Here is a 23,043-nt window from a genome sequence, read left to right as displayed (position 1 = left end):
ATCAATAAGTCTTGCTCAACACAAGCAACTGATTTTTGATAGCCTCCGGCTGGCTTGTGGGTGCCTTATCGGCAAAATAGCCATTCTTGCCAATGATGAAATACTGTGGTATCGCTTCCACCCCATAGGCTGCGGCGATGTTGAGTCCGCCGCCCGCCGAGGCCAACAAGTTGCGTCCCTTGAACCCTCGCTCAGTGAGCGCGGAGCGCCACTTGGAGGGGTTTTCGTCAATGGAGATATTGACAATCTCGATGCCCAGCCGCTCCAATTCGGCTGCATAATGGTCAAACTTTGCCATTTTCTCTAAGCAGGTGCCGCACCAGCTCGCCCAGAAATTGAGGTAAACGACGCGCCCGCGCATCTGCGCCAGCGACACCTCGTTGCCCTTTGCATCGCTGGCGGTAAACATGGGCGCGGGCAACCCGGGCGACACGCGAGCGACTTTTTCATACAAATCGGTCACTTTGGCCTCGAAGGCTGGGTAAGGGTTGGTCTTGACAAAATCAGTGTAGAAGGGCAGTATTTCCCGGTAGCGCTCGCCGCTGAAAGCAAGCCGAATCATCTCCGAGCGAAAAAATGCGAGGGGCTTATCGCGCAGCACCTCGCCTGCCAGCGCGTATTGACCCGCGTAGAAGTTGTCGGTTTGCTCATCTTTGGCAAGATGCCAGGCGATGAGGGCTTGCAAGAACTGTCGGTACCAGTCGCTGCCAATGGCCTTGCAAAAATTGGGCGCTTCGTATAAAAAATCGAAGAACTCTGGCTGCACGGAGTGTCTTTTGGCAAACACATGACCGTAGAAAAGAAGGTGGTAGGCCCACGAGTAGGTAATCTCGGCGGAAAGCCATTCGACGAACGCGGGTGTCAGTGCCCCCGGCAATGTGGCTGAAAAATCCTTGAGCATGGCGATGTTGGCTGATTTCCGGGCATCGAGAAATGCCTTGAACTCGGTGGGGGCCAAGTTTTCCATTCGCTCGTACATCGGGGGTTCGACGGCTGCCCACCAATGCCCGATTTTCAGTCGGAGATTGTTCATTTCATCATAATCGGGCGGGTTTTCCTTAAAAAATTGTTGCAGCAAGCGGTTGTTCGCGCCAGCGCGGCCTCCCAGAGCCAAAGGCTGCAAAAAGCGGAAAGCATCTGCCTCAATTGTCAGGGTGTCGTTGGGTTCGAGGAAAACGGGCAGGTGGTTGAAATTGAAAACGAGGAAAGCCAACTGTGGCTCTGGCAGCGGCGCTTCGAGCGAAAAGGCCAGCTGCTGGTCTAATTGGACCCAATAGGTGTCGCTGTGGCCGTCCACATAATAATGCGGCACGAAGAGCTCGACCCGGTCGCCCGGTCTCGCATTTTTGAAAAAGCCCGTGATGCGGGCCGATTGCGCTGTGTAGGCGCAAAGTGTAAGCAGGATGACAAAAAGGCGGGTTTTGGCCATGGATGAAAAAATTTGAAAACTCAAGCGAAAGGTAAGCGCGTATCTCCTACGACTTCAACGGACATTCAGATTTTTTCTCCATTTTTTAACAAACGATATTTCCGATGCAAATTTTTACCACCGTGAGCGCAATGGCGCTCTTGTTTCTACCTGCATGGGTGCGGGCGCAGAGCTTGTTTGGCGGTTTTATGAATGGCGATGGCCGCGGTGCCGTGGCCCTTTCGTACACCGCAGAGCGCTATTCTGAGGTCTTTCTTGTGCCAGCGGATGCCGACCGGGTGCCGATTTTCAACAAGATGGAAGTGAACAGCATCAATCTGTATGCTACTTACGGACTGAGTCCTCGGTTGGATTTTGTGCTGAACCTGCCTTACATTCAAGCTAAAGGTCACGCCTCGCAAGCCACGCTCGAGGAGTTGGGTTTCAAAAACGAGCGAAAAGGGCTGCAAGACATTTCCATTTACCTGAAATACAGGATTCGCAGTATCGCGCTGGGAGCCTACCGGATGGATTTCTTGGCGGCGGGAGGTGTCAGAACCCCCGTGAGCAATTACGAAGTGGAGCGGGGGTTGCAGTCTATTGTGGCCATTGGCAATCGCGCTTCGACGCTGAATGGAATAGGCGTGGTTCATTTTCGCACACGCATAGGCTTTTATTTGACGGGACAAGGCGGCTACAGCTATCGCACTGGTCAAGTCCCCGATGCCTTTGTTGGCGAAGCACGAGTGGGCTATGGCACCCGCCGCTTTCAGGTGGCGGCATGGTACGCCCAACAAGTTTCTACAGGTGGCGTGCATATCCTCGGCGAGGGATTCGACGGTTTTTTTCCGGCAACCGATGTGAGCTACACCCGTGCTGGGCTAAACGTGTATGTGCCAACCGTAAGCGGTTTCGGCGTATCGGCTGGCGTGAACAAATACGTCAGTGGGCGCAACGTCGGCAAGGCGATTGTTTTTACCGGAGCCGTCGTCTTTGCTTTTCGGACAAGCTCAAATTGACAATCGCCTCACTTCCTCTTTTCTATCAAAGCTTTTCAAAATTTAACTACCATGTTCCGACATCATACAAAGCTACTCCTTGCCTTTTTTGTGGCCATCCTTTTTGCCGACTCGAGCTGTGTGAAAGACCCTTCTGACGCGCTGCCCTCTATTGCCGATTTGGTCGTGTCGAATCCCGATTTTAACACTCTTGAAGACGCGGCTATTCAATGCAATTTGGTGTTTGTGCTATCCAATCCCAACGCAGGCGACCCTTCGGGCGATTTTACGGTGTTTGCTCCCAACGACAAGGCTTTTGCTCGGCTCAACCTGCTCAACAGCGACGACTTGACGCAATTGAAAACCGATTTCCTGACTCAAACAGTCCTGTACCATGTCTCGAATGGGAACCTGCGCAGCAATGAGTTGTCGGAAGGCAACCAGTCGGCTTCAGTCATAGGCATCTCGCGCCGAATTGTGTTTGCGGGCAACGACCGATATATCAACGGCTCCAAAATAATTGCCACTGATGTGAGGGCTGCCAACGGAACGGTTCATGTGCTTGACAAAGTGTTGCTGGCAACGGGCCTTGACATCGTGCAATCGGCGCTTGCACTGCGTGACACTCAGGTGTTCAAAACGCCCGAACTGACGTTTCTCGTGGAAGCGGTGCTCTATGCCGAACTGGCTGGGGCGCTCAGCGCGTCGCCCGGCAGCCCGTCTTTCACGGTGTTTGCCCCGACCGATGCGGCGTTCAGGCAATTGGGCATTGATTTGGGCGTGTCGCTTGAGGTTCCTTCGGACATCCGCCAATTGCCGAAAGATGTGGTTGCGGCGGTGTTGCTGCATCATGTGGTGGCAGATGGCGGAAAATTCACCTCTGAGATGAATCAAACCAGAATCAAACCGCTTGGCGGAGGCACGGATTTGAGCATCGCCAGATTTTCAAATGGCGACATCGCCATCGGAGGAAGGGGCAACAACTCGCTGGCAAAGGCAGTGATACCCGATATTCTTGCGACCAACGGGGTCATACATCTGATTGACAGGGTGTTGCTGCCTTAGCCGACACCTCTACTTGCAGTTGGCAGGCACCGGGATTTCCTTGTTTTGTTTGTTCACAAAAAACAAATCCACGCAGCCTTCCAGCGTTCGCCCGGTTTTGTAAAGCGCCATGCCTCGCAGGTGGCGAATTTTGTTGTCGGCGGGGAAAAGCCGCACTGCTTTGTCGAGCGCCTCCATGCTGGTGGCGCTCTTTTCTTTTTCGGCGAGTGCCGCGTCGCTCAGCGCCTGATAAATCACTTCCTTGTAGCCTTTGAGCAAGTCTGGGCAGGCTGCGCTGTTTGTGGCGAAAGGCAAGGAGAGATAGTATTGGGTTTCGCTTCCCAGCGCGGGGTATTGCACGCGCCATTGGCCGCTGGTCTCCTGCAAAAACGCGGTGGCGGCTGCCTTGAATTCCTTGCCCAGATTGTTGTAGTCAATCATCTCGAGCACAAACGGGGCACCTGTTTGCTGGTTGATTTTGAACTTGACATCCACGACACCGAATGCGCAGGGCTGGGCGGGGTCTTTGGTTTTCGGGGATTTTAGGTAGGTGTCTTGAAAATACTCGTACCCGGCCTTGCCTGTCGCAAAAAATGGCTTGGGGTCGGCATTGGCCATTTTGACGGTGGGTCTTTCGCTGCTTTTGAGCCTGAAACGGACGGTTGTTCTCAGCAACACGCTCACTTTTTCTCCGTTTTCCTCGCCGGGCAGCCAGACGATGTTTTTTTCCTTCAACAACTGGAACAGGCGCCTGACTTCTTCGCCGCAACCTAGGCCAATGTCGTTTTTCAGCGCGAGGTTGCGGATGTGCCCGTCTCGCCCCACCACAAACTCGACCTGAATATCCCCTTCCAAACCAATTCGGAGCGCGTCTTCGGGGTAAATCAGGTGTTGCAGGAAAAAGTCGTTCAGATGCTCCAACGAGCAATCCCGGATATGTTCGTCCTTGCGGCCTTTTTGCCGGCAGGTGCCGAGCGCGGGCATATCGTCGGGCAATTCATAGATTTCGTCCTCATCTTCTGGTTTGTCGAGCGTCGGGAACGCTTTGTTTCTCCCTTCCCAACTATACACCACCGTCACCATCACGGGAGTGCGTGTCGCCTGTCCGTCGGCGATGGCGGGGAGCCATCGCACGTCGTCGCGTTCCATTTTTTTGAGCACGGCCAGTGCGTTGGCATCATATTCTTTGATGCCCAAATCGAGGATGCGGGGGGAGTGCACCTTGCCGTTGGCATCCACCGTGACCCTTACTCTCACCATCACGGGTTTGAAATCAGGCGACTTGGCCGCGTCGGGATATTGGAGGTTGTCCGTTATGTATTGTTGCAGTTTTTCTTCCGCGCACTTGATTTTTTCCTCGATGGAGCGCCCCGTCAACTCGCAGCCCGGAAAACGAGGCGGTTGGTTCAGCGCATTCAAGGCGCTTTTTGAGCCGTCGTTTTTATCGGCGATGACAATGGCCGCCGCCTCTCCGTTTTGGGCGCAGGCATCTTTGGCGAATGCAAACAGGAAAAGCCCCATCGTCAGGGCGACAACACGGCACACAGGATTGTTGGACATGGTGTTGGATTTTGTATTGAGCGACAGCGATTTGAATGAATTGAAATGGCAGTCATGCTGAAAACTCGACGAAGCGCAGTGTGCAAACGAGGTGGGAGGGTTCAACTTGCACGCACAAAGGGGGGGGAGAGACGCGGCACAGCATTGTCAAAGCCGATTTTCAAGAATGGTGCCATTTGATACGAGAAAGCGCCGCTATTCAGATTTCAAATCAGATGGTTTTTGTCTGCCGTCACCCATTTTGTCTTGGGCATAAAAAAGGTGGCACGGCTAAACAGAATAGCCGTGCCACCGCATCAAAGTGTTTTTTCAATAAGGATAAACGCGCTCAAAAAAAGTCACCTTTCCACACTTGCCTGATATCGCTGCACCGGGTTTTTGATGACAGGCACCGTTTTCAAATAGGCGAAAATCGCGCTCACCTCCTCGTCGGTCAGCATGGAGTGAGGTGCCATCGGGCGCGAGAGCATACCTCCATCGGGCTTTTTGCCGAAGCGCACGGCCTCGATGAATTGTTGTTCTGTCCAGTTGCCAAGGCCTGTTTCTTTGTCCATGGTCAGATTGGCGCTAAACACAGGCTCTCCGGCCTCGTTGCGCATCTCGGTGCCACCGCCGTAGTATCCAAAGCTTTGCTCCGGGTGCAAGGCGTTTGCTTTCAGTATATCGCCCGAGTGACACATATAGCAGTTGCTCAGGTTGTCGGCCACATATTTTCCAAAAGCAATTTTATTGGATGCGTCGGGGATGACAATCGGCTTTTCGGGGAGCGGCGGAGCCTTAAACAAGATGTTAGAAAGGGTTTTTATGAACAAATTGAAACGGTTGGGCGGATACTCGCGGCTGTCGGGCGCAAGGCGCGGGTCGTCGGAGCGCAACCATGCGATGACCGAATAGAGGTCTTCGTCGGCCATCAAGGAGTATTTGGGCATGAAGGGCGGCGACCAGTGTCCGTCTTTGTGAATGCCGGTGCGCAGGAAATAGTAGAGTTCGCCGTCCGTCCAAGCGCCGATGCCGTGCACGGGGTCTTGGGTGATGTTCAGGGTGTTGATTTTGCCGAACATGGGCGGCAGGTCGTTCATGGGCTTGCCCACCAGTTTGCCGTCGGCGGCTGCGTGACATTCCATGCAGTGCATGGCTCCGATGGCCGCCCCGCGTGCCAGCCGTGCGCTGTCGGGTGTCACTTGCAGGGTTTTGACGTGTTCAGGTGGGGCATATTCGTATTGGGGAACACCTTTGAAGTGAAAGAAAGCAAGGCAGGCTGCCAACAGCAGCACGATGCTACCCAATAGGTAGCCGATGATTTTCATAGCTTTTTTCATAAGGAAAGTTGCTTAATTTGAAAGTTGTTGAAGTGCAGGAAGCGCCATGCAAGTGTGGCACGCCCAATGATGTTTTTGATTTCGAGTGCAAAAGTGAAAGGAATGATTAGAGGCGCCAATCACATGAATGTGCGAGTGAATCGGTTTCGTGAGTGGGCTGTTTCACGCGGTGATTTTTTGTTTGTAAATCAAAATGCCTACCCACATTGCCCACACGATTGCAAGAAGCAGGTAGATATTCAGGCCTATTTCCGCCAGCATCTTCAACCCGGCCATGTTGCCCACACTATCCAGTAAGCAAGCCACTCCCAATGCGATACTCACATTCCCGGGTGATTTGAGCTCCGTGCGCAATGCTACGCCAAGCCCTACCCACCATACGCCGCAGAGGAACGTCTCCAAGATGTTCCACATTCCGCCATAGACGATGGCGGCAATGTTGCTGGCATCTGCTTGCAACATTGCTTGTTGCGCTACATTTGCCGTAAGATACGCCTGCATTTGCTGCGGCCACACCGAGGCAAGGATGGCCGCGCCGATGGAACCGATGAGGATGTAAGATAGACCGCAAAATGTGAGCGTGTTTGCCCAAAGCGTTTTTCGGCTCAAATACCCGTGCAGGTAAAAAGCGACGGGTGTGAGCAGCAGGTAGTAACCGAACATATCGAGCAACATCGAACCTTTCACAAGTGCGTGGTTGTGCGAAAATCGCAACATGGACGACGGGTCGGCAAAAGTGTCGAAGTCAAACTCGACGGCTAAAGTGCCTACCAGCATGCTTGCAAAAGCCAAAATGGCAGAGAGCATGGTGAGGGCGCCGACTTGGCGATTGAACTGGGTCGTTGTTTTCATCTTTTAGATTTAAAATGATTGTTGTGATGGACGGTGCAAAAGTCCGGGCGCCTCCTTTCCCAACAAGTCGTATTTTGCGACATAAAAGTGACATCTTGCGACATGGATAGTTCTGCTTCCCTTTGGGTGACGATGCCTATTATCCGCAACATCGTGTATGGCGCGGCGGAACGCGGCGCAGATGTGCAACAGCTCTGCCGGGAAGGCGGCATCACGCCTGAAATGCTGGAAAAGGACGATGTGCTGGCAGGGTTGGAGGTGAACTGCAGCATCATGGAGGCGGCACTGCGGCTCACGAAAGACCCCTTCTTGGGGCTTCGCATCGGTCAAGCCACCTCGCCCGTCGTGCTCGGAATGGTCGGGCTGCTCATGGAGAGCAGCCCCAACTTGCAGACCGCCCTTGTCAACCTTGAGCAATACGTGCGCACTGTCACGAAACTCTACGATTTTTACACGGAAGTGCGCGGTGAGGAGCTCACGCTTTATTGCGAGCCTATCCCTGCTTGGAACAACCTCTCGCCCGAAACCGCCCGCATGAGCGTGGAGCTCTCTTTTTCGGGCACCCTGCATATTGTGCGAATGTTGACCGGCAAAACCCTCTATCCCCTAAGGATTTCGATGCGTTATCCGCGCCCCCGCGACACGCGAGAATATCTGCAAATCCTAAAAGCGGAACCCTCTTTCGGCCAGCCGAGCAACCACATCGTGTTTCGTTTGAAAGATGTGCGGCTTCCGGTCATAGGCCACAACCCCACACTGACGGCCCTGTTCCGCGATTTGTTGGAAAAAGAGATTGCCAAAACCCGTCAGCGCGAATCGTTCGCCAATGAAGTGCGGCGGGCATTACTACAAAATTTCAACACCACGCTGCCTCAATTGACCGACGTGGTGACGGTTTTTAACAGTTCTCCCCGCACCTTGCAACGCAAGCTGAAAGACGAAGGCACGTCTTTTCAGGAAATAGCCGAGTCTGTCAAGCATGAGCTCGCCCTCGGCCTGCTGAAAGACTCTTCGCTGACCGTCAATGAAATCGCCTACAAACTGGGCTATGCCGAGCCAAGCGTGTTTCGTCGGGCATTCAAAAAATGGACAGGGACCAACCCAAAGGCATACATGGGCTGATAAAGGTTGTAAGATTCATGGGAAATGGTCTTTCACCGAACGGTGCTCAATTGGATGCCCACTGGCAAATCGGTGAAACAATAGGCGATATTGACAGCCACAAAAACTTTCGAGCGCCTGTGGATCGGGCGGGCGACATTGGGCGTGGGGGTTGCGGTGCTGGGCCGAGCACCCTATCTTGCGCCCCAACAAACATTCACCGTACCATGAAGCGATTTTACGCCGTTTTGCCCACCATCCCGCTGACGAGGATGGCGACGCTTTTGCTCCTGCTTTCTTTTTTCAACTGCAAAACCCCACAACCCGCCGCGAGCATCCAAGTGAGCACCGCGCCGTTCCTCTGGGAGAACGCCAACATCTATTTCCTGCTCACCGACCGCTTCTATAACGGCGACCGCAAAAACGACCGAAATTTTGGCCGCACCGCGCCCACCGCTCCGCTGCGCGGCTTCATGGGGGGCGACCTCAAAGGCATCACCAAAAAATTGGAGGAAGGTTACTTCGACCAATTGGGCATCACCGCGATTTGGTTCACCCCGGTGGTGGAGCAGATTCACGGTTTCGTGGATGAGGGCACTGGCGCGACCTATGGGTTTCACGGCTACTGGACGAAAGATTGGACCCGTCTCGACCCCAACTTTGGCACCGAAACCGACTTGGCCGAGCTGGTGGAAAAAGCCCACAAGCGCGGCATCCGAGTGGTGCTCGACGTGGTCATCAACCACACAGGCCCCGCCACCGAAAAAGACCCCGTGTGGCCCAATTGGGTGCGCACCGGGCCGCCCTGCACCTACACAGGCTACAAGACCACTATCGAATGTACGTTGGTGGAAAACCTGCCCGACATCAAGACCGAGCGCAACGAACCCGTCGAACTCCCTCCTTTTTTGGTGGAAAAATGGAAGCGCGAAGGCCGCTACGAAAAAGAGGTGGCCGAGCTCGATGCTTTTTTCAAACGAACAGGCTACCCGCGCGCACCTCGTTTCTATATCATCAAATGGCTGACGGACTACATTCGGAAATTCGGTGTGGATGCCTACCGCTGCGACACAGCCAAACACATTGAAGAAAGCGTGTGGGCCGAACTGCGCAAAGAGGCCGACCTCGCCTTCTCCGACTGGAAAAGAAGCAATCCCGGCAAGGTGTTGGACAAGAACGACTTCTTTATGTTCGGCGAGGTCTATAACTACAACATTTCCGCAGGGCGGCTCTATGACTTTGGCGACCGCCAAGTGGATTTTTACAGCTACGGATTTAATAGCCTCATCAATTTTGAATTGAAAAACGACGCGCAAACCCCCTCTTATGAAGCCATTTTTTCCAAATACTCTAACCTGCTCCACAACCAACTCCGCAACCTAAGCGTGGTCAACTACCTCACCTCGCACGATGATGGCAGCCCTTTCGACAAGGAACGCAAAAAACCCTTTGAGGCAGGCACCAAGCTGCTGCTGTGCCCAGGCTCGTCACAAGTCTATTATGGCGACGAGACCAACCGCACGCTCATCGTGCCTGGCACTCAGGGCGATGCCACGCTCCGTTCATTCATGAATTGGGAAGAACTCGCCTCCAACGCTTGGCGCGGCGGCCACAAGGCACAAGACGTGTTGGCACACTGGCAAAAACTCGGTCGCTTCCGCCGGGAGCATCCAGCAGTGGGTGCGGGGGTACACACCATGCTTTCCGAAAAGCCTTATCTGTTCAAACGGATGTACGTCTCCGACCTTTTCTGGGACACGGTAGTGGTTGGATTGGATTGGCCCCGGGGGAAAAAAGAGGTGCCCATGCACGCCACATTTGCCGACGGCACGGTGCTGACCGACTATTACTCCGGCCAGCAAGTCGCGGTGAAAGACGGAAGGGTGGTGCTGGATACGCCGTTCGAAATCGTGCTCTTGGGAAAGTGACAAGGATAAACTTTAAACCCAATTTCTTGCTTTTCAAGCGTTTATTGTTTTCAAATTTGTAAAAAACAAGCAATTCGGAAAAAAGCCTTCGGGTATGCCGTTCCGTACGGATTCTTTTTTGGAATTTGGCAGCTCGAATTTTTCACGTTGAAACTGTTAACCAAAAAGGATTTCTTCCTATGACACGAACTTTCACCTTTAAAAGCGTGCTTGCCGCCCTCTTCCTAACTTGTTGCGCGCACATCGCTTTCGCACAAACTTTCTGGACAGAGACTTTCTCTGACCAAACCACCGCCACCACCAACTGGGTGCATGGCGGCACCAACACGGGTACCCAAACATGGAAATGGAGCAATGTGCCCAATGCGGGTGCTTGGATGCCTGCAGCCTTCAATGCTCCTACTGCTTCCACAGGGTATATGTGGTTCGACTCGGATGCCAACGGGGAAAACTTCCCTCACGATGTCACCCTGACGGGCGTGGGTGTCCCAGCCAATTGCACGGGCAAATCGAACGTCCGCCTCAAGTTCAACACCTACTACCGCAGCTTTTCCGGCACGGAAGTGTGTCGCTTGGGTGTCAGCACAGATGGCACGAACTTCACTTATCACAACATCCCAGAAATTGATGCTTTGGTGCAAGAAGGCGCTGGCACAAGCATCTATCACGGCGTGATTCAAATCGCGCTTCCCGAAGCTGCCAACCAGCCGCAAGTATGGCTCCAGTTCCGCTATCAAGGCGAATACGAGTACTACTGGAAAATAGACGACCTCGAACTCATCGAAGAAACTGGCCCAGTGCCTTGCGACCAAAACCCCAAGGCCATTATTTGCGACAATTTTGACAGCTACAGCACAGCCATCAGACTCGGCCCACAAGCCACCCACTGGACGACTTGGAGCGGCACGGAAGGCGGTACGGAAGATGGCATCGTGAGCACGGAACAAGCTTTCTCCACGCCCAACTCGCTCAAAATTCAAGGCGGTGGCCCACAGGACGTAGTGCTCAACTTGAGCAACAAAACCACTGGCAACTACAGCGTGAAGTGGAAGCTCTATTTTGCCACAGGCCGACTGGGCTACTACAACATCCAAAACGTGGTGCCGATTGGCGCAGGCTCTTGGAACATGGAGGTGTTCTTCAATGCCAATGGCGCAGGCGACATACAAATCAGCAGCGCCTCGGTCGGGACTTTTACCTATCCATACAACACTTGGTTTGATGTGGAACACAGAGTTGACCTCGACAACAACCTGATATCGGTGTACATCAATGGCAACTTCGTGAGAAAAGTGGGCTACCCGAACAACTTGGGCGGCATCAACTTCTACGGCATCAACGCGCAGCACGTTTACTATGTGGACAACCTGGAGTATGTGGAGCTCGACCCTGTCGTGTTCAATGTGGACGAATGTGCAGGCGCAGTGGATTTGTCGCTCTTCTTCGGCCAAGCGCCCACGGTGCCACAAACCACTGGCATTTTCGACAACACCAACGCCACCGTCAGCCCCACCGACCCAGCTGCGCCTAGCTGCTGGTCCGATTTCGTCACAGGCACTGGCCCCGTTGTTCCAAAACTTGACGGCTCCATGTGGTTCACCTTCACAGGCGACGGCAACAAATACCACATCGAAACCGTGCCTTGTACCACTGGCAGCAACTACATTGACGATGGCGACACACAAATGGCCATCTACACAGGTCAATGCGGCAGCCTTACACAGATTCTTTGCAACGAAGACATCTATGGGAACGGCGAGCCTGACTATCGCGCCGGTCTTGACATCGAGACCGTCAACGGCACCGACTACCGTATGCTTATTGATGGATGGAGCGTCGGCAACTTGGTGGCTACTGGACAATTCTGCATCGAAATCACCCGCCTCCCGACCATCACTTGCGCACAAGGTCAAGTGGGCACCTACACCGTATCGAACAACGGTATCGTGTGCGACGCCACATCCACCAACACCGTGCTCACGCTCGGCAGCGGCTATGTCATCCCGACCATCGGCCCAGTATTCGGCATGTCTTGGGCTATCTCTCAGCAACCCATCCCTGCTGGCACTTGGCCTCCTTTGGCCACAGGCTACTGGGGTAGCTTTGCCGTGAACCAGAACCCCTACATACCCAACCTGACCAACAGCGGCACCCCATTGGCACAAAACCAAATTTGGTTTTTCACGCCCATAGTGGTGGCTTCTGCAATTGACAACTCTCCAGCTGACCCTGCATTCCTGCACCAGCTCAATGTTGACAACGCTTGCTTCTTCGTTGGCCAGTCCACTCCGCTAACCCTCCTCGGCCCACTTGACCCATTGGGCGCCACCACGACCGTCACGCCCGCTAGCCCGGGCAGCAACAACGGCGCTATCAACCTGACCATAACAGGCGGCTCTGGTTTGTTTGCCGTCGAATGGACAGGCCCCGGTGGCTTCACTTCGAGCGATGAGGACATCTCTGGTCTCGCAACAGGCACTTACACCGCCATCATCACTGACCTGACGGGGTGCGCTGACGAAATTGACGTGACCGTTTCGGTCACCACTTCGGTGAAAGACCCGGCTTCGGTGAAATCACTCACAGTGAACCCGAACCCGACAGCAAGCACGACACTGCTCAATTTGGTCTTGGAAACAGCATCCGACGTGCGCGTCGAAGTGGTCAACACGCTCGGCCAGACGCTGCAAACCATTGATGCCGGCAAAGTGAACAACTACGCCCAGCAAATTGACCTCTCTCGTTTCAACGACGGCACATACTTCCTGCGCGTCATCGTGAACGGCGAGACAGCCATCCGCCGCGTGGTGCTCAATCGTTAATTCGAGCAATCGCAACCTCCTCCCGAAGGAGTTTTTTGAAAAATCGACAAGAGTCTCCTGCGACTTTATGCAGGGGACTCTTGTCTTTTCCGACCTTACATCCTCTATCCTCCATGCCCGAACCGTTAAAAAACATATTCTCCCGCGCACTCTTGGAGCCTTTCGCAGCAGAAGTGCGGGCCGTCTGGGAAAAATTTGAGCCACAGCACTTTTTGCAAAGCGTGTTCGATATCGAATGGGAATCGCGCGAACTCAAGCAACGAGTGCGCCACATCAGCCATTCGCTCCGCGCCCATTTGCCACCCGATTACCCGGCTGCTTTGGAAATCGTGGTGCAAACGACGCAGCGGTATCTCGCTCGGCACGGCGACAAATTGACCTTTGAATACACATTCCTGCCCGACTTCGTCGAAGCACATGGCGTTGCGGAACCCGACCATTCTATTCCCGCACTTGCGACACTCACCCGATGGAGTAGCGCCGAGTTCGCGGTGCGCCCGTTCTTGCTCCACTATCCCGCTCGGATGCACGCTCAGATGCTCGAATGGTCGCGCCACGAGAGCGCCATGGTGCGCCGCCTCAGCAGCGAAGGCATCCGCCCTCGTCTGCCTTGGGGCATGGGTGTGCCCGCGCTCAAACGCGACCCCGCCCCTATATTGCCTATACTTGAAAACCTGAAAGACGACCCCGCCGAGACAGTGCGCCGCTCTGTGGCCAACAATCTCAACGACATCGCCAAAGACCATCCCGACCTCGTGCTGAGCATCGCGGAACGTTGGTTGGGACATTCGACAGCGACCGATTGGGTGGTGCGCCATGCCTGCCGAGGTTTGTTGAAAAAAGGAAACGCCAGAGCGCTGGCACATTTTGGTTTCCAGCAAGATGTGAAAGGCATTGTGGTGTCGGATTGCGCACACTCCAAACAAGTACGCATCGGCGAGCAACTCAACTTTTCTTTTTGGGTCAAAAACACCGCGACATCGCCTGCGCAAATCAGGCTTGAATATGGCATCGAGTATCAAACCATTTCCGGCAAGCCATCGTACAAGGTTTTCAAAATCAAGGAAATGGAACTGATGCCCAGTCAATCGGAATACATCATTCGCAGGCAGCGATTTCAGGATTTCACCACGCGAAAACACTACCCCGGCCCGCATCGCCTGCGTATCTTGGTGAATGGCATCGCTTCTGCGGAGGGTGTTTTCGAGGTGTTGTGAGGCTCGTGGCAAAGCACGCAAAGGCTCTTGCCCTGCTCTTGCCCTCTTCATTTTCAAATGTTGCGGCGAGCACTTTGCGCAATTGGCTTTACAGAAATGAACTCGTTTCCCGACTTTTGCGGGCGTATGTACTCATTGCTCAAGCCGCTGCTTTTCCTCCTCCCGCCCGAAACCGCGCACCGCGTCACTGTTTTGTTGCTCGATTGGGCCGCTGCCTTCCCACCCACGCGCATTTTGCTGCGCAAGATGTACCGCTTGCCCGACAAACGTTGCGAGCGCCGTGTGATGGGGTTGACTTTTCCCAACCCCGTGGGCCTCGCAGCAGGTTTTGACAAAGATGGAAAACACATCAGAGGAATGGCCTGCCTCGGCTTTGGCTTTGTGGAAGTAGGCACCGTGACGCCGCTTCCGCAAGATGGCAACCCGCGGCCGCGCTTGTTCCGGCTGCTTGCCGACCATGCGCTTATCAATCGAATGGGGTTCAACAACGAGGGGCTTGAGGCGCTGGCAAGGCGCTTGAAAAACCTGCGTGAAAAAGGCGCTCCCAATGGCCTCATCATTGGGGGCAACATCGGCAAAAACAAAGCGACACCCAATGAGCAAGCCGAACGCGATTACCTCCTTTGCTTCGAGGCGCTTTTCCCGTGGGTGGATTATTTTGTGGTCAATGTGAGCTCCCCAAACACACCGGGGCTGCGGGCCTTGCAAGAAAAAGAACCGCTGACCCGGCTCTTGTTGCTGCTGCAGGAAAAAAATCAATCACGGCCCGCGCCCAAACCTATTTTGCTGAAAATCGCCCCCGACCTTACGGACAGTCAATTGGACGACATCGCCGACATCGTGAACACGACTGGCTTGGCGGGAGTGATTGCCACCAACACGACTATTTCGAGAGACCACCTGCGCACGCCGAAGCTCCGCGTCGAGGCGATGGGGGCGGGTGGTTTGAGCGGTGCTCCCCTGCGCGAACGGGCCACCTCCGTCATTCGCTACTTGCGAACAAAACTTGGGAAAGAGGCCGTTATTATCGGTGTGGGGGGCATAGAGTCGCCTGCTTCGGCCCAAGAAAAGTGGGAAGCTGGTGCCGATTTGGTGCAGGTTTACACGGGCTTGGTGTACGAAGGGCCGAGGCTGGTGAGGCGTATCCTTGAAGGGGCGAGGGATAAATAGCAGGTTACTCATCGAACCCTTCCGGCACCAGCAGCTCGAAATAAGACTCGCGCCCGATATGTGGGCAAAATCGTTCGGTGAGTTCTTCCAAAGTACCGCGACCGTTTTTGAGCGGCCGGTAATCTCCGCCACCAAGGCTGAAATACGTTCGGCGCTCGGCTTGAAAAATGCGTTTTTGAGGGTCAATCAAGATGAAACGAAAATTGTCGTCGTACTTTTTCCACATATAAAGCGGCCTTCGTAAGGCTGTTCGTGAATTTCAAAACCATCGGGCAATTCGTCAATCAGGTCGGGATATTGCAGCGACTTGACGATGTAGTAGCGTGTGCCGCCTTTGGCGGTTTCGACAGCGCGGAAGTAGTGGGTCTGGCGGCAGCGGTTGGTGTAGGTGAGAGGCATGGGAGGTGAAAACTAAAATGCTATCGGTTGCGTCAATTTGGGCATCCCGTCATACGTCCTGCCCTCCAATAATCTACCTGATTTTTTCTTGTTGGTGCCGCCCCATTGCTTGAAAAAGAAAGCTACTCTGGCTGTTTCGCATTGATTTTTAATGTCTAACACCCATTCCGTTTTTATCGGGCGAGGTTTGCGACCGCTCTCCCCGCCGACGATAACCCAATCAATTCCCCAAAGGTCGAGGTTCGGTAAAGGACCAATAAGTGGTTCAAGAGAAAGGAATTTGATGAGGGCTGGCGTTTGTTTCAAATACTGAATTCGGTTCTCAACTTTCTGATTTTCAACTGATACGCCCATCCAGATATTTTCTGTCCAAGTCAGTTCACCAGCGACTTCTGCCAATCGTTCGGCTCGTTTGGTCAAAACCTGAAACTGATGCTGACGGCAGTCGTTCATCACGCCAAACACCATTTTGATGTAGTCGAGTGGAACATCTTCATGAAAGAGGTCGCTCATGCTGTTGACGAAAACAACTTTGGGGCTTTTCCACTCGTAAGGTCGCAATAATTCTTCCGGGTGCGTCTTTACCACCTTGAATCCATCTTTGTATTTCTCCAACCCCATGGCTTTCAGCCGCCTTGTCAATACCTCGGCATAGCAGAATTTACACCCTTGCGAAATCTTGGTGCATCCCGTAGTTGGGTTCCAAGTCATTTCTGTCCATTCGATGCGGGAGTGTGCCATGATAGTCAGGTTATTGTGTTGTATTTTCTAACGATTTCATTGGCTATTTTTACTGCGCTTGGGTTATTGGAGGCCATGAGGAAATGAAAAAGAGTAGTATTTGATTCGGTTTTCAAAACGTATGTTTCAGAGACAAATTTGAAAATCGCGCCAAGCCTACTTCGATAAAGTTCGGCCGATTTCTCAATCGCTCTCTCTTCTTTTGTCACAACTGTTTCGGGACCAAATAGCGTTTGTACTTCCTTTTCTTTGTAAAAGAACTGTCGAATTTCATCTCTACCCATTCCCAAAAAAACCTCTAGTTTCCCAAGCCAAGCATCCGAGATGTTTCCGTCATTTTTTAAAAGACGACTGACCCCCATGCCAGTTGGAACTAAAACCCACGTATCAATCGAGAGATTCTTCAAACACTGAATTGCATCCCATTCTAATTGCATTCCGCACGGGTCTATAAAAGCGAGAATCTTATAAGGCTTGCCTTTGGAAGTCTGAAGAAAGCCTGCAAGGGCTTTTAGCTTTGTGTTACAGTCTTCTTTTACAGTATAAATCGTTTTTTGAGGAAAGGCCGACTTGGTACTTTGTTACAAGGTTTTTAGATTGCCTTCATGCAATTCAACGAAGTAGTATTCGTCAAAAGGTCGAGGTTCCTCAATTTCTATACCTCGCGCCGCCAAGTTTTCAGCATCGTCTAGGGTAACGTTTACTAAACTTTTGAAGTTTAGTAAACGTGATCTCATCCTTCCAACCATGCTGAAAACTTGGCGGCACGAGGTATATAATTCGTCGAGCCGCTCCAATAATCTCTTTTCGGTTCTCATCTTTTTCTTTGACAATTAGCCCACTTCCTGCAAATCCATCAAAATACATCAATTTCCAGCCAAATTTATTGGCATAGACGTTCATGATAGTCAAGTAAGCTTTGGCGTACTCAACCAATATTTCAATCTTGTTTTCAGTCCAGTTACCTCCGAAGGAGTTCATAATCAGGATTGGTTTTAGGTTTGGAATGCAAATTTAAAACAAAAAATAAAACACAAAAAGCTTTCCAATTCACCCCGCACTCCCCCCCCAACTCCCTCACCGCCGCGATGAAGTCGTCAGTGTTGCTTCAACATTTCCACAAACTCCTTTTCTCGAAGCATCCGAACTGTTGGGAAAGGGATTTTTTCAAGAATTTTGAAGTGTTTGTCCTCGGTCACAAGGTAGTCGGCTCCGGCGGCAATGGCACAATCCACAAATTTGTCATCGTCAGGGTCGGGGGTAATGAGATTCCATTTGAAATACCGGGTGACGAGCCTCAAATTCGGCAAATGGAGGATAGCGTCAAGAACGGCTGCTGCAAGTTCGGCATTGGTTTGCTCAGTGATAATCTCCTCATATTAAGCAAGAACCTCGGTCGTCACGCACAAGTCAAACTTCCCTTGCCGAAGCGATTGCCATATCAGGTGGGTTTTAGAGCGAGACGAAAAACAAGTCAGCAGAACATTGGTGTCGAGGACAATGCGCATGATTCGGACATCTGTTCAATTTTCCTTTTTGTACGGTGTGCGCATACGGGTTTGCAGTATTTTTTCCACCGTTTCATCATTCCAACCTTTTTCGTCCCAGACTTTATCAGCGAGCGCCGTCACTCGTCGGAATTTGAAATCGAGCAAAATCTGTTTCAGCTCGCGGAGTTCTTCGTCCGAGAGGCCCACGGCAAAGAGTTGGAGCAACTCTTGTTGGGCGGCGTTGAAAGGCGTTTGCATGGCTTCCATGTTATTTCTTTTAGAACTCAAAATTACGGAAAAACTCAATTCACCCCACACTCCACGCCCAACTCCTTCACCGCGGCGATGAAGTCGTTGTCCACGTTCACCTTGCGCGCGGCGGAGCGGAAGGCGAGGCGTTCTTTGTTGGTGAAATCCACCAGTTCCATGCGCAGGTCGTGTTTGCCTTTGTGCGCCGAGCAAAGTTGTTCGATGCGCTCGATGAGCGTGCCCGAAAGGGTTTCGACCGGGATGCGCAGGGTGATGGAGGAGGTTTTTTCCTGCCCGACGGTTTCCAACAGTCTGGCGTTCAGCACGCGAAATTCAAACTCGTCGGAGTTGTAACGCTGCTTGTATTCGCCTTCCACATAGACCGTCGTGCCTTCCTCGAAGAAGGATTTGAATTTGGCGTAGGTCTCGGAAAACATCGTGATGTCGAGCGAGCCGGTGTAGTCCTGCAAGGTGAAACGCCCCCAGCCCGTGCCTTTTTGGCTGATGCGGTGCTCTGCCTTTAGCACAAAACCCGCTACGTTGACCTTGCGATTTTTGAAGTTTTCGACGTTGGCGAGCGGGGTAGCGAAGGTTTCCCATTCGTAGCGAAAATCGTCGAGCGGGTGGCCGGAGAGGTAGAGGCCCACCACGTCTTTTTCTTTTTGCAGTTTCAGCACGAGGTTCCAAGGCTCGGCTTTCGGCACGGGCGGCTCGGCGATGCCGACGGTCTCGGAGAGGTCGCCAAAGAGCGAGTTGACCGACATGATTTTTTCCTCCTGATAGGCCGCGCCGTATTTCAGTAGGTTTTCGATAAATGTTTCGTACTTGTCGGAGGGTTGGAAGAAGGCTGCGCGGTGCAAGGTGGGTTTGCCCGGCGCGATGTTGGTATTTTCAAAACTATCAAACGCGCCGGCAAACACAAGGCTCTCCATCACGCGCTTGTTGACCACGCGCAGGCTGACGCGCCGCATGAAATCGTGAATGTCCTTGAACGGGCCGTTGGCCTTGCGCTCGGCGATAAGCACCTCGACGGCGGCCTCGCCCACGCCTTTCACTGCCCCCATGCCGTAGCGTATTTCGCCTTTTTTGTTTACCGAAAAATTGACTCCCGATTCGTTCACGTCGGGGCCTTTCACGGTCAAGCCCATGCGCTTGCACTCTTCGAGGAAAAAGGTGATTTTGTCAATGTTGCTTTGAGAATGGGTCAGCACCGCCGCCATGTACTCGGAGGGGTAGTGGGCTTTCAGGTAAGCCGTTTGGTAGGCGACGAAAGCGTAGCAGGTGGAGTGCGACTTGTTGAAAGCGTAGGAGGCGAAGGCTTCCCAGTCGGTCCAGATTTTTTCGAGCTTGTCCGCCGGGTGGCCTTTGGCGACCGCGCCCTCGATGAACTGCCCTTTCATCTTGTCGAGCACGGCTTTTTGCTTTTTGCCCATCGCTTTGCGCAGCACGTCGGCATCGCCTTTGGAGAAGCCCGCGAGTTTTTGCGAGAGCAGCATGATTTGTTCCTGATAGACACAGATGCCGAAAGTGTCCTTCAAATACTCCTCCATGTCGGGCAAATCATAAGTCACCTGCTGCCGTCCGTGTTTGCGGGCGATGAAGTCGGGGATGTACTCCAACGGCCCGGGGCGGTAGAGGGCGTTCATGGCGATGAGGTCGTCGAATTTGTCGGGCTTGAGGTCGCGGAGGTATTTCTGCATCCCTGCGCTTTCAAACTGGAAAGTGCCGTTGGTCTCGCCGCGCTGGTAGAGTTCGTAGGTTTTCGGGTCGTCGAGCGGGATGGTGTCAATGTCAATTTTAACCCCGTGATTTTGCTCGATGAGCCGCAGGGCATCGCGGATGATGGTGAGGGTTTTTAGCCCCAAAAAGTCCATCTTGATGACCCCCGAATCCTCGATGATGGAGCCTTCATATTGGGTGATGAGCAATTCGGTTTCCTTGGAGGTGCAAACGGGGATGATTTCGGTCAAATCCTTCGGCGCGATGATGATGCCTGCCGCGTGGATGCCGGTGCCACGCACCGAGCCTTCGAGCACCATCGCTTCTTTGAGCACTGTGCCTTCGGGCGAATCTTCGGCGGCGAGGTATTCACGGAGTTTTTTGGCATTCTCGATGTCCTCGGCCATCAAGCCTTCTTTTTCGCGCAAAGAGCCTTCGCCGTCGAGGGGTGCGGTCAACACTCTTTTGAGCGAGATGCCGGGTTTTTCGGGGACGAGCTTGGCCAAAGCGTTCGACTGGTCGAGCGGCAAATCGAGCACACGCGCCACGTCTTTGATGGACATTTTGGCGGCCATGGTGCCGTAGGTGACGATTTGAGCGACCTGCTGTTTGCCGTATTTTTCCACCACATAGTCAATGACTTTTTGGCGGCCTTCGTCGTCGAAGTCCGTGTCAATATCGGGCATGGATTTGCGGTCGGGATTCAAGAATCGCTCGAACAGCAGTTGGTATTTGATGGGGTCAATGTTTGTGATGCCGATGCAATAGGCCACCGCGCTGCCTGCTGCCGAACCGCGCCCCGGCCCGATGAACACGCCCAGGTCGCGCCCGGCCTTGATGAAGTCCGACACGATGAGAAAGTAGCCCGCGAAGCCCATCGTTTTGATGGTGTGGAGTTCAAAATTGAGGCGCTCCTCGATGTCGGGCGTGATGTTCCTGTAGCGTTCTCTCGCCCCTTCGTAAGTCAGGTGACGGAGGTAGTCGTCCTGTGTTTGGAATTCTTGCGGGATGACGAAGTTGGGCAGCAGGATGTCCTGCTTGAGTTTCAGATGCTCGCACTTGTCCACGATTTCGAGCGTGTTGTCCAAAGCCTGTGGCACGTCTTTGAACAGTTCGCCCATCTCGGCCTGTGTCTTGAAATAGAACTGGTCGTTCCAGAAGGCAAAGCGCCCGCCTTTCATCACCGTGCCTTCTTCCACGAACTCGCGGATGGCGGGCGTGGCTTGTTTCTCGCCCGTGTTCACGCACAGCAGGATGTCGTGGGCGTTCCAGTCCTTTTGGTCCACATAGTGCGAGTCGTTGGTGCAGATGGTTTTCACGTTGTACTCCTTCGACCAGCGCAGCAACACCTCGTTCACCTGGTCTTGCTCCGGCATCTGGTGTCGCTGAATCTCGATGTAGTAGTCCTCGCCGAAGAGGTCGAGCCACCACTCGAATTCTTTCCGCGCCTCCGCTTCGCCTTTTTTCAAAATCGCCTGCGGCACCATCGCCCCGATGCAACAGGTCGTCGCAATCAGCCCCTCGTGGTATTGCAAAATCAGCTCTTTATCAATGCGCGGGTATTTGCCGTAAAGCCCTTCGATGTAGCCGAGCGAGCAGAGTTTCACCAAATTCTTGTAGCCCTCCGGGTTTTTGGCGAGGAAAAGTTGGTGATAGCGACGGTCTTTGTCCTCCTTCGTGAAGGTGCGCCGATGCCGGTCGGTCACGACATAAAACTCGCAGCCGACGATGGGCTTCACGCCTTCGTGTTTGGCGGCTTCGGCCACGAACTGGAACACGCCGAACATATTGCCATGGTCGGTGATGGCGAGGGCTGGCATGCCATCGGCTTTGGCTTTTTTGAACAGCGCAGGGATATTGGCCGCTCCGTCGAGCAGGGAGAACTGGGTGTGGCAATGGAGGTGGGCGAATTGTGGCATGAGCGGTGCTGATTTTGGGCAAATTTAAAACAAAACGTAGCAGACTTGGACAGTATGTGGAAAACTTGTAGTTTGGGAACCTAAAATTCTCCAACTGAATGTCACTGCTGCCAAATGCTGAATTTGCTTTTGTCCCGATGGAAAAATTGAGGGATTACGCGCTCAATCCTGAACACCCCGCTGGAAAGCACAAAGCAGCAGTTTTCAAATCTGTGTTGGGTATGACCGTTGCTGATGCTGACTATTTGAAAGACAAATCATGGAAGCGGTGTTAACACGAGAGGCGATTCCCACGAGATTGGACGAATTTGGTCAGCGATACCAAATTGAATTTGAAATTGAGCGAAATGGCCGAAAAGCAACGGTTATGACTGCTTGGATTTTAGAGCATAACGAACTTGCGCCCCGACTGACAAGTTGTTACATCAAATAAACAAACGATTATGAATCAGGAAATTAAATTGCTCGATGTTGTCGCCCTGTTGAGGCCGATACCTGCCGAAAACTTGAAAGTAGGCCAAGTCGGCACGGTGGTAGAGGTGTTCAGCGACGATGATTTTGAAGTGGAATTTGCAGACAAACAAGGCCGGACGATTGCAATGCTCCCTTTGAAAAGGGCGGATTTGCTGGTGCTGCGGTATGAGTTGGAGGCGGCGTGAAGCTATTCGGAATGGCCGAGGCGTTTGAGGGCTTCTTTAGCATTTTCATTCCCTTGTTTTGCAGCCTTGCGATACCATATTACCGCTTCTTCAATATCTACCTCCATAAATTTTCCTAATTCATAAAGTTCGCCTATCCTAAATTGAGAGAGAGCCCAACCTTTACGCCCCCCTCTAAACAAAAATTCAAAGGCTTTTTTCTCATCCTGTTTAACTAAGCCAGTTATTATATACCTCGTGCCGCCAAGTTTTCAGCATGGTTGGAAGGATGAGATCACGTTTACTAAACTTCAAAAGTTTAGTAAACGTTACCCTAGACGATGCTGAAAACTTGGCGGCGCGAAGTATATGTAGCCAGAGTCGCGTCTGGCTGATGGTCGAGGTGATGACCCGTGTGGCACAAAAGCCCATCGCCAAAAGGGGAGCAATCGTGGCAATCTGAACAATC

21 protein-coding genes and 1 pseudogene are annotated in these 23,043 nt (G+C 52.9%); 9 read left to right on the top strand and 13 right to left on the bottom strand.

Annotated elements, in window-relative coordinates; translation table 11 throughout:
• Window position 1: 1 nt before the first annotated feature.
• Window positions 2-1,429, bottom strand: a complete 1,428-nt coding sequence (locus KIS77_09555) for a redoxin family protein (GenBank protein MCW5922579.1) — start codon at window positions 1,427-1,429, stop codon at window positions 2-4.
• Window positions 1,430-1,533: 104 nt separating this feature from the next.
• Here KIS77_09555 and KIS77_09550 point away from each other — a divergent pair, with 104 nt between their 5' ends.
• Window positions 1,534-2,427, top strand: a complete 894-nt coding sequence (locus tag KIS77_09550) for a hypothetical protein (protein MCW5922578.1) — start codon at window positions 1,534-1,536, stop codon at window positions 2,425-2,427.
• Window positions 2,428-2,478: 51 nt separating this feature from the next.
• Window positions 2,479-3,471, top strand: a complete 993-nt coding sequence (locus KIS77_09545; protein MCW5922577.1) for a fasciclin domain-containing protein — start codon at window positions 2,479-2,481, stop codon at window positions 3,469-3,471.
• A gap of 9 nt (window positions 3,472-3,480) precedes the next feature.
• Here KIS77_09545 and KIS77_09540 read toward each other — a convergent pair whose 3' ends face one another.
• The 3 genes from KIS77_09540 to KIS77_09530 all read right to left on the bottom strand — a co-directional run bounded on the left by KIS77_09540 (window position 3,481) and on the right by KIS77_09530 (window position 7,181).
• The gene (locus tag KIS77_09540; protein ID MCW5922576.1) at window positions 3,481-5,010 is read right to left on the bottom strand and encodes an energy transducer TonB; all 1,530 of its coding nucleotides are present in this window, start codon (window positions 5,008-5,010) and stop codon (window positions 3,481-3,483) included.
• A gap of 338 nt (window positions 5,011-5,348) precedes the next feature.
• A complete protein-coding gene (locus KIS77_09535; GenBank protein MCW5922575.1) occupies window positions 5,349-6,329 on the bottom strand; it encodes a cytochrome c in 981 nt (326 codons plus the stop codon).
• 162 nt (window positions 6,330-6,491) lie between these two features.
• On the bottom strand, window positions 6,492-7,181 hold the full coding sequence (locus KIS77_09530; protein MCW5922574.1) for a hypothetical protein: 690 nt from the start codon (window positions 7,179-7,181) through the stop codon (window positions 6,492-6,494).
• A 102-nt stretch (window positions 7,182-7,283) separates the two neighbouring features.
• On the opposite strand from KIS77_09530, the gene KIS77_09525 reads away from it, so the two are divergent.
• From KIS77_09525 to KIS77_09505, 5 genes are all read left to right on the top strand, one after another.
• The gene (locus KIS77_09525) at window positions 7,284-8,303 is read left to right on the top strand and encodes an AraC family transcriptional regulator (protein MCW5922573.1); all 1,020 of its coding nucleotides are present in this window, start codon (window positions 7,284-7,286) and stop codon (window positions 8,301-8,303) included.
• Window positions 8,304-8,509: 206 nt separating this feature from the next.
• Window positions 8,510-10,210 (top strand): hypothetical protein, encoded by a 1,701-nt coding sequence (locus KIS77_09520; protein ID MCW5922572.1) that lies wholly within the window; start codon window positions 8,510-8,512, stop codon window positions 10,208-10,210.
• A gap of 179 nt (window positions 10,211-10,389) precedes the next feature.
• Window positions 10,390-13,032 (top strand): T9SS type A sorting domain-containing protein, encoded by a 2,643-nt coding sequence (locus tag KIS77_09515; GenBank protein MCW5922571.1) that lies wholly within the window; start codon window positions 10,390-10,392, stop codon window positions 13,030-13,032.
• A gap of 113 nt (window positions 13,033-13,145) precedes the next feature.
• Complete coding sequence (locus tag KIS77_09510) at window positions 13,146-14,249, top strand: DNA alkylation repair protein (GenBank protein MCW5922570.1); 1,104 nt, start codon at window positions 13,146-13,148, stop codon at window positions 14,247-14,249.
• Between the two features lie 126 nt (window positions 14,250-14,375).
• Entirely contained in the window at window positions 14,376-15,419 is a 1,044-nt protein-coding gene (locus KIS77_09505; GenBank protein MCW5922569.1) for a quinone-dependent dihydroorotate dehydrogenase, read from the top strand.
• A gap of 4 nt (window positions 15,420-15,423) precedes the next feature.
• Here KIS77_09505 and KIS77_09500 read toward each other — a convergent pair whose 3' ends face one another.
• The 8 genes and pseudogenes from KIS77_09500 to dnaE form a co-directional block, all read right to left on the bottom strand.
• Entirely contained in the window at window positions 15,424-15,645 is a 222-nt protein-coding gene (locus tag KIS77_09500) for a hypothetical protein (GenBank protein ID MCW5922568.1), read from the bottom strand.
• Window positions 15,606-15,818 carry a hypothetical protein gene (locus tag KIS77_09495; GenBank protein ID MCW5922567.1) on the bottom strand — a complete coding sequence of 71 codons (213 nt, stop codon included), beginning with the start codon at window positions 15,816-15,818 and terminating at the stop codon, window positions 15,606-15,608. Before KIS77_09495 ends, KIS77_09500 begins: the two co-directional genes overlap by 40 nt.
• Window positions 15,819-15,830: 12 nt before the next feature.
• A complete protein-coding gene (locus KIS77_09490; protein MCW5922566.1) occupies window positions 15,831-16,529 on the bottom strand; it encodes a phage Gp37/Gp68 family protein in 699 nt (232 codons plus the stop codon).
• Between the two features lie 35 nt (window positions 16,530-16,564).
• Window positions 16,565-17,107 (bottom strand): three-Cys-motif partner protein TcmP, encoded by a 543-nt coding sequence (gene tcmP, locus KIS77_09485; protein ID MCW5922565.1) that lies wholly within the window; start codon window positions 17,105-17,107, stop codon window positions 16,565-16,567.
• Between the two features lie 130 nt (window positions 17,108-17,237).
• Complete coding sequence (locus KIS77_09480; protein MCW5922564.1) at window positions 17,238-17,540, bottom strand: hypothetical protein; 303 nt, start codon at window positions 17,538-17,540, stop codon at window positions 17,238-17,240.
• Between the two features lie 116 nt (window positions 17,541-17,656).
• A pseudogene (locus KIS77_09475) lies at window positions 17,657-18,067 on the bottom strand (putative toxin-antitoxin system toxin component, PIN family).
• Between the two features lie 15 nt (window positions 18,068-18,082).
• On the bottom strand, window positions 18,083-18,316 hold the full coding sequence (locus KIS77_09470; protein ID MCW5922563.1) for a hypothetical protein: 234 nt from the start codon (window positions 18,314-18,316) through the stop codon (window positions 18,083-18,085).
• A gap of 35 nt (window positions 18,317-18,351) precedes the next feature.
• Window positions 18,352-21,936 (bottom strand): DNA polymerase III subunit alpha, encoded by a 3,585-nt coding sequence (dnaE, locus tag KIS77_09465; protein MCW5922562.1) that lies wholly within the window; start codon window positions 21,934-21,936, stop codon window positions 18,352-18,354.
• 98 nt (window positions 21,937-22,034) lie between these two features.
• Here dnaE and KIS77_09460 point away from each other — a divergent pair, with 98 nt between their 5' ends.
• Entirely contained in the window at window positions 22,035-22,211 is a 177-nt protein-coding gene (locus KIS77_09460) for a hypothetical protein (protein MCW5922561.1), read from the top strand.
• 168 nt (window positions 22,212-22,379) lie between these two features.
• Window positions 22,380-22,595, top strand: coding sequence for a DUF4926 domain-containing protein (locus tag KIS77_09455; protein MCW5922560.1), 216 nt, complete (start codon window positions 22,380-22,382; stop codon window positions 22,593-22,595).
• 2 nt (window positions 22,596-22,597) lie between these two features.
• Here KIS77_09455 and KIS77_09450 read toward each other — a convergent pair whose 3' ends face one another.
• Entirely contained in the window at window positions 22,598-22,777 is a 180-nt protein-coding gene (locus KIS77_09450) for a sel1 repeat family protein (GenBank protein ID MCW5922559.1), read from the bottom strand.
• Window positions 22,778-23,043: the final 266 nt, after the last annotated feature.

This window comes from Saprospiraceae bacterium (assembly GCA_026129545.1).
Taxonomy (GTDB): domain Bacteria; phylum Bacteroidota; class Bacteroidia; order Chitinophagales; family Saprospiraceae; genus M3007.
The sequence above is the reverse complement of the archived record's forward strand: the minus strand, read 5'-3'. Positions and strand labels throughout refer to the sequence as shown.

Excerpts from the sequence above, each read along its gene's own strand:
- KIS77_09555 (MCW5922579.1), bottom strand. The coding sequence starts at position 1,429 with ATGGCCAAAACCCGCCTTTTTGTCATCCTGCTTACACTTTGCGCCTAC.
- KIS77_09550 (MCW5922578.1), top strand. The coding sequence starts at position 1,534 with ATGCAAATTTTTACCACCGTGAGCGCAATGGCGCTCTTGTTTCTACCT.
- KIS77_09545 (MCW5922577.1), top strand. The coding sequence starts at position 2,479 with ATGTTCCGACATCATACAAAGCTACTCCTTGCCTTTTTTGTGGCCATC.
- KIS77_09540 (MCW5922576.1), bottom strand. The coding sequence starts at position 5,010 with ATGTCCAACAATCCTGTGTGCCGTGTTGTCGCCCTGACGATGGGGCTT.
- KIS77_09535 (MCW5922575.1), bottom strand. The coding sequence starts at position 6,329 with ATGAAAAAAGCTATGAAAATCATCGGCTACCTATTGGGTAGCATCGTG.
- KIS77_09530 (MCW5922574.1), bottom strand. The coding sequence starts at position 7,181 with ATGAAAACAACGACCCAGTTCAATCGCCAAGTCGGCGCCCTCACCATG.
- KIS77_09525 (MCW5922573.1), top strand. The coding sequence starts at position 7,284 with ATGGATAGTTCTGCTTCCCTTTGGGTGACGATGCCTATTATCCGCAAC.
- KIS77_09520 (MCW5922572.1), top strand. The coding sequence starts at position 8,510 with ATGAAGCGATTTTACGCCGTTTTGCCCACCATCCCGCTGACGAGGATG.
- KIS77_09515 (MCW5922571.1), top strand. The coding sequence starts at position 10,390 with ATGACACGAACTTTCACCTTTAAAAGCGTGCTTGCCGCCCTCTTCCTA.
- KIS77_09510 (MCW5922570.1), top strand. The coding sequence starts at position 13,146 with ATGCCCGAACCGTTAAAAAACATATTCTCCCGCGCACTCTTGGAGCCT.
- KIS77_09505 (MCW5922569.1), top strand. The coding sequence starts at position 14,376 with ATGTACTCATTGCTCAAGCCGCTGCTTTTCCTCCTCCCGCCCGAAACC.
- KIS77_09500 (MCW5922568.1), bottom strand. The coding sequence starts at position 15,645 with ATGTGGAAAAAGTACGACGACAATTTTCGTTTCATCTTGATTGACCCT.
- KIS77_09495 (MCW5922567.1), bottom strand. The coding sequence starts at position 15,818 with ATGCCTCTCACCTACACCAACCGCTGCCGCCAGACCCACTACTTCCGC.
- KIS77_09490 (MCW5922566.1), bottom strand. The coding sequence starts at position 16,529 with ATGACTTGGAACCCAACTACGGGATGCACCAAGATTTCGCAAGGGTGT.
- KIS77_09480 (MCW5922564.1), bottom strand. The coding sequence starts at position 17,540 with ATGAACTCCTTCGGAGGTAACTGGACTGAAAACAAGATTGAAATATTG.
- KIS77_09470 (MCW5922563.1), bottom strand. The coding sequence starts at position 18,316 with ATGGAAGCCATGCAAACGCCTTTCAACGCCGCCCAACAAGAGTTGCTC.
- dnaE (MCW5922562.1), bottom strand. The coding sequence starts at position 21,936 with ATGCCACAATTCGCCCACCTCCATTGCCACACCCAGTTCTCCCTGCTC.
- KIS77_09460 (MCW5922561.1), top strand. The coding sequence starts at position 22,035 with ATGTCACTGCTGCCAAATGCTGAATTTGCTTTTGTCCCGATGGAAAAA.
- KIS77_09455 (MCW5922560.1), top strand. The coding sequence starts at position 22,380 with ATGAATCAGGAAATTAAATTGCTCGATGTTGTCGCCCTGTTGAGGCCG.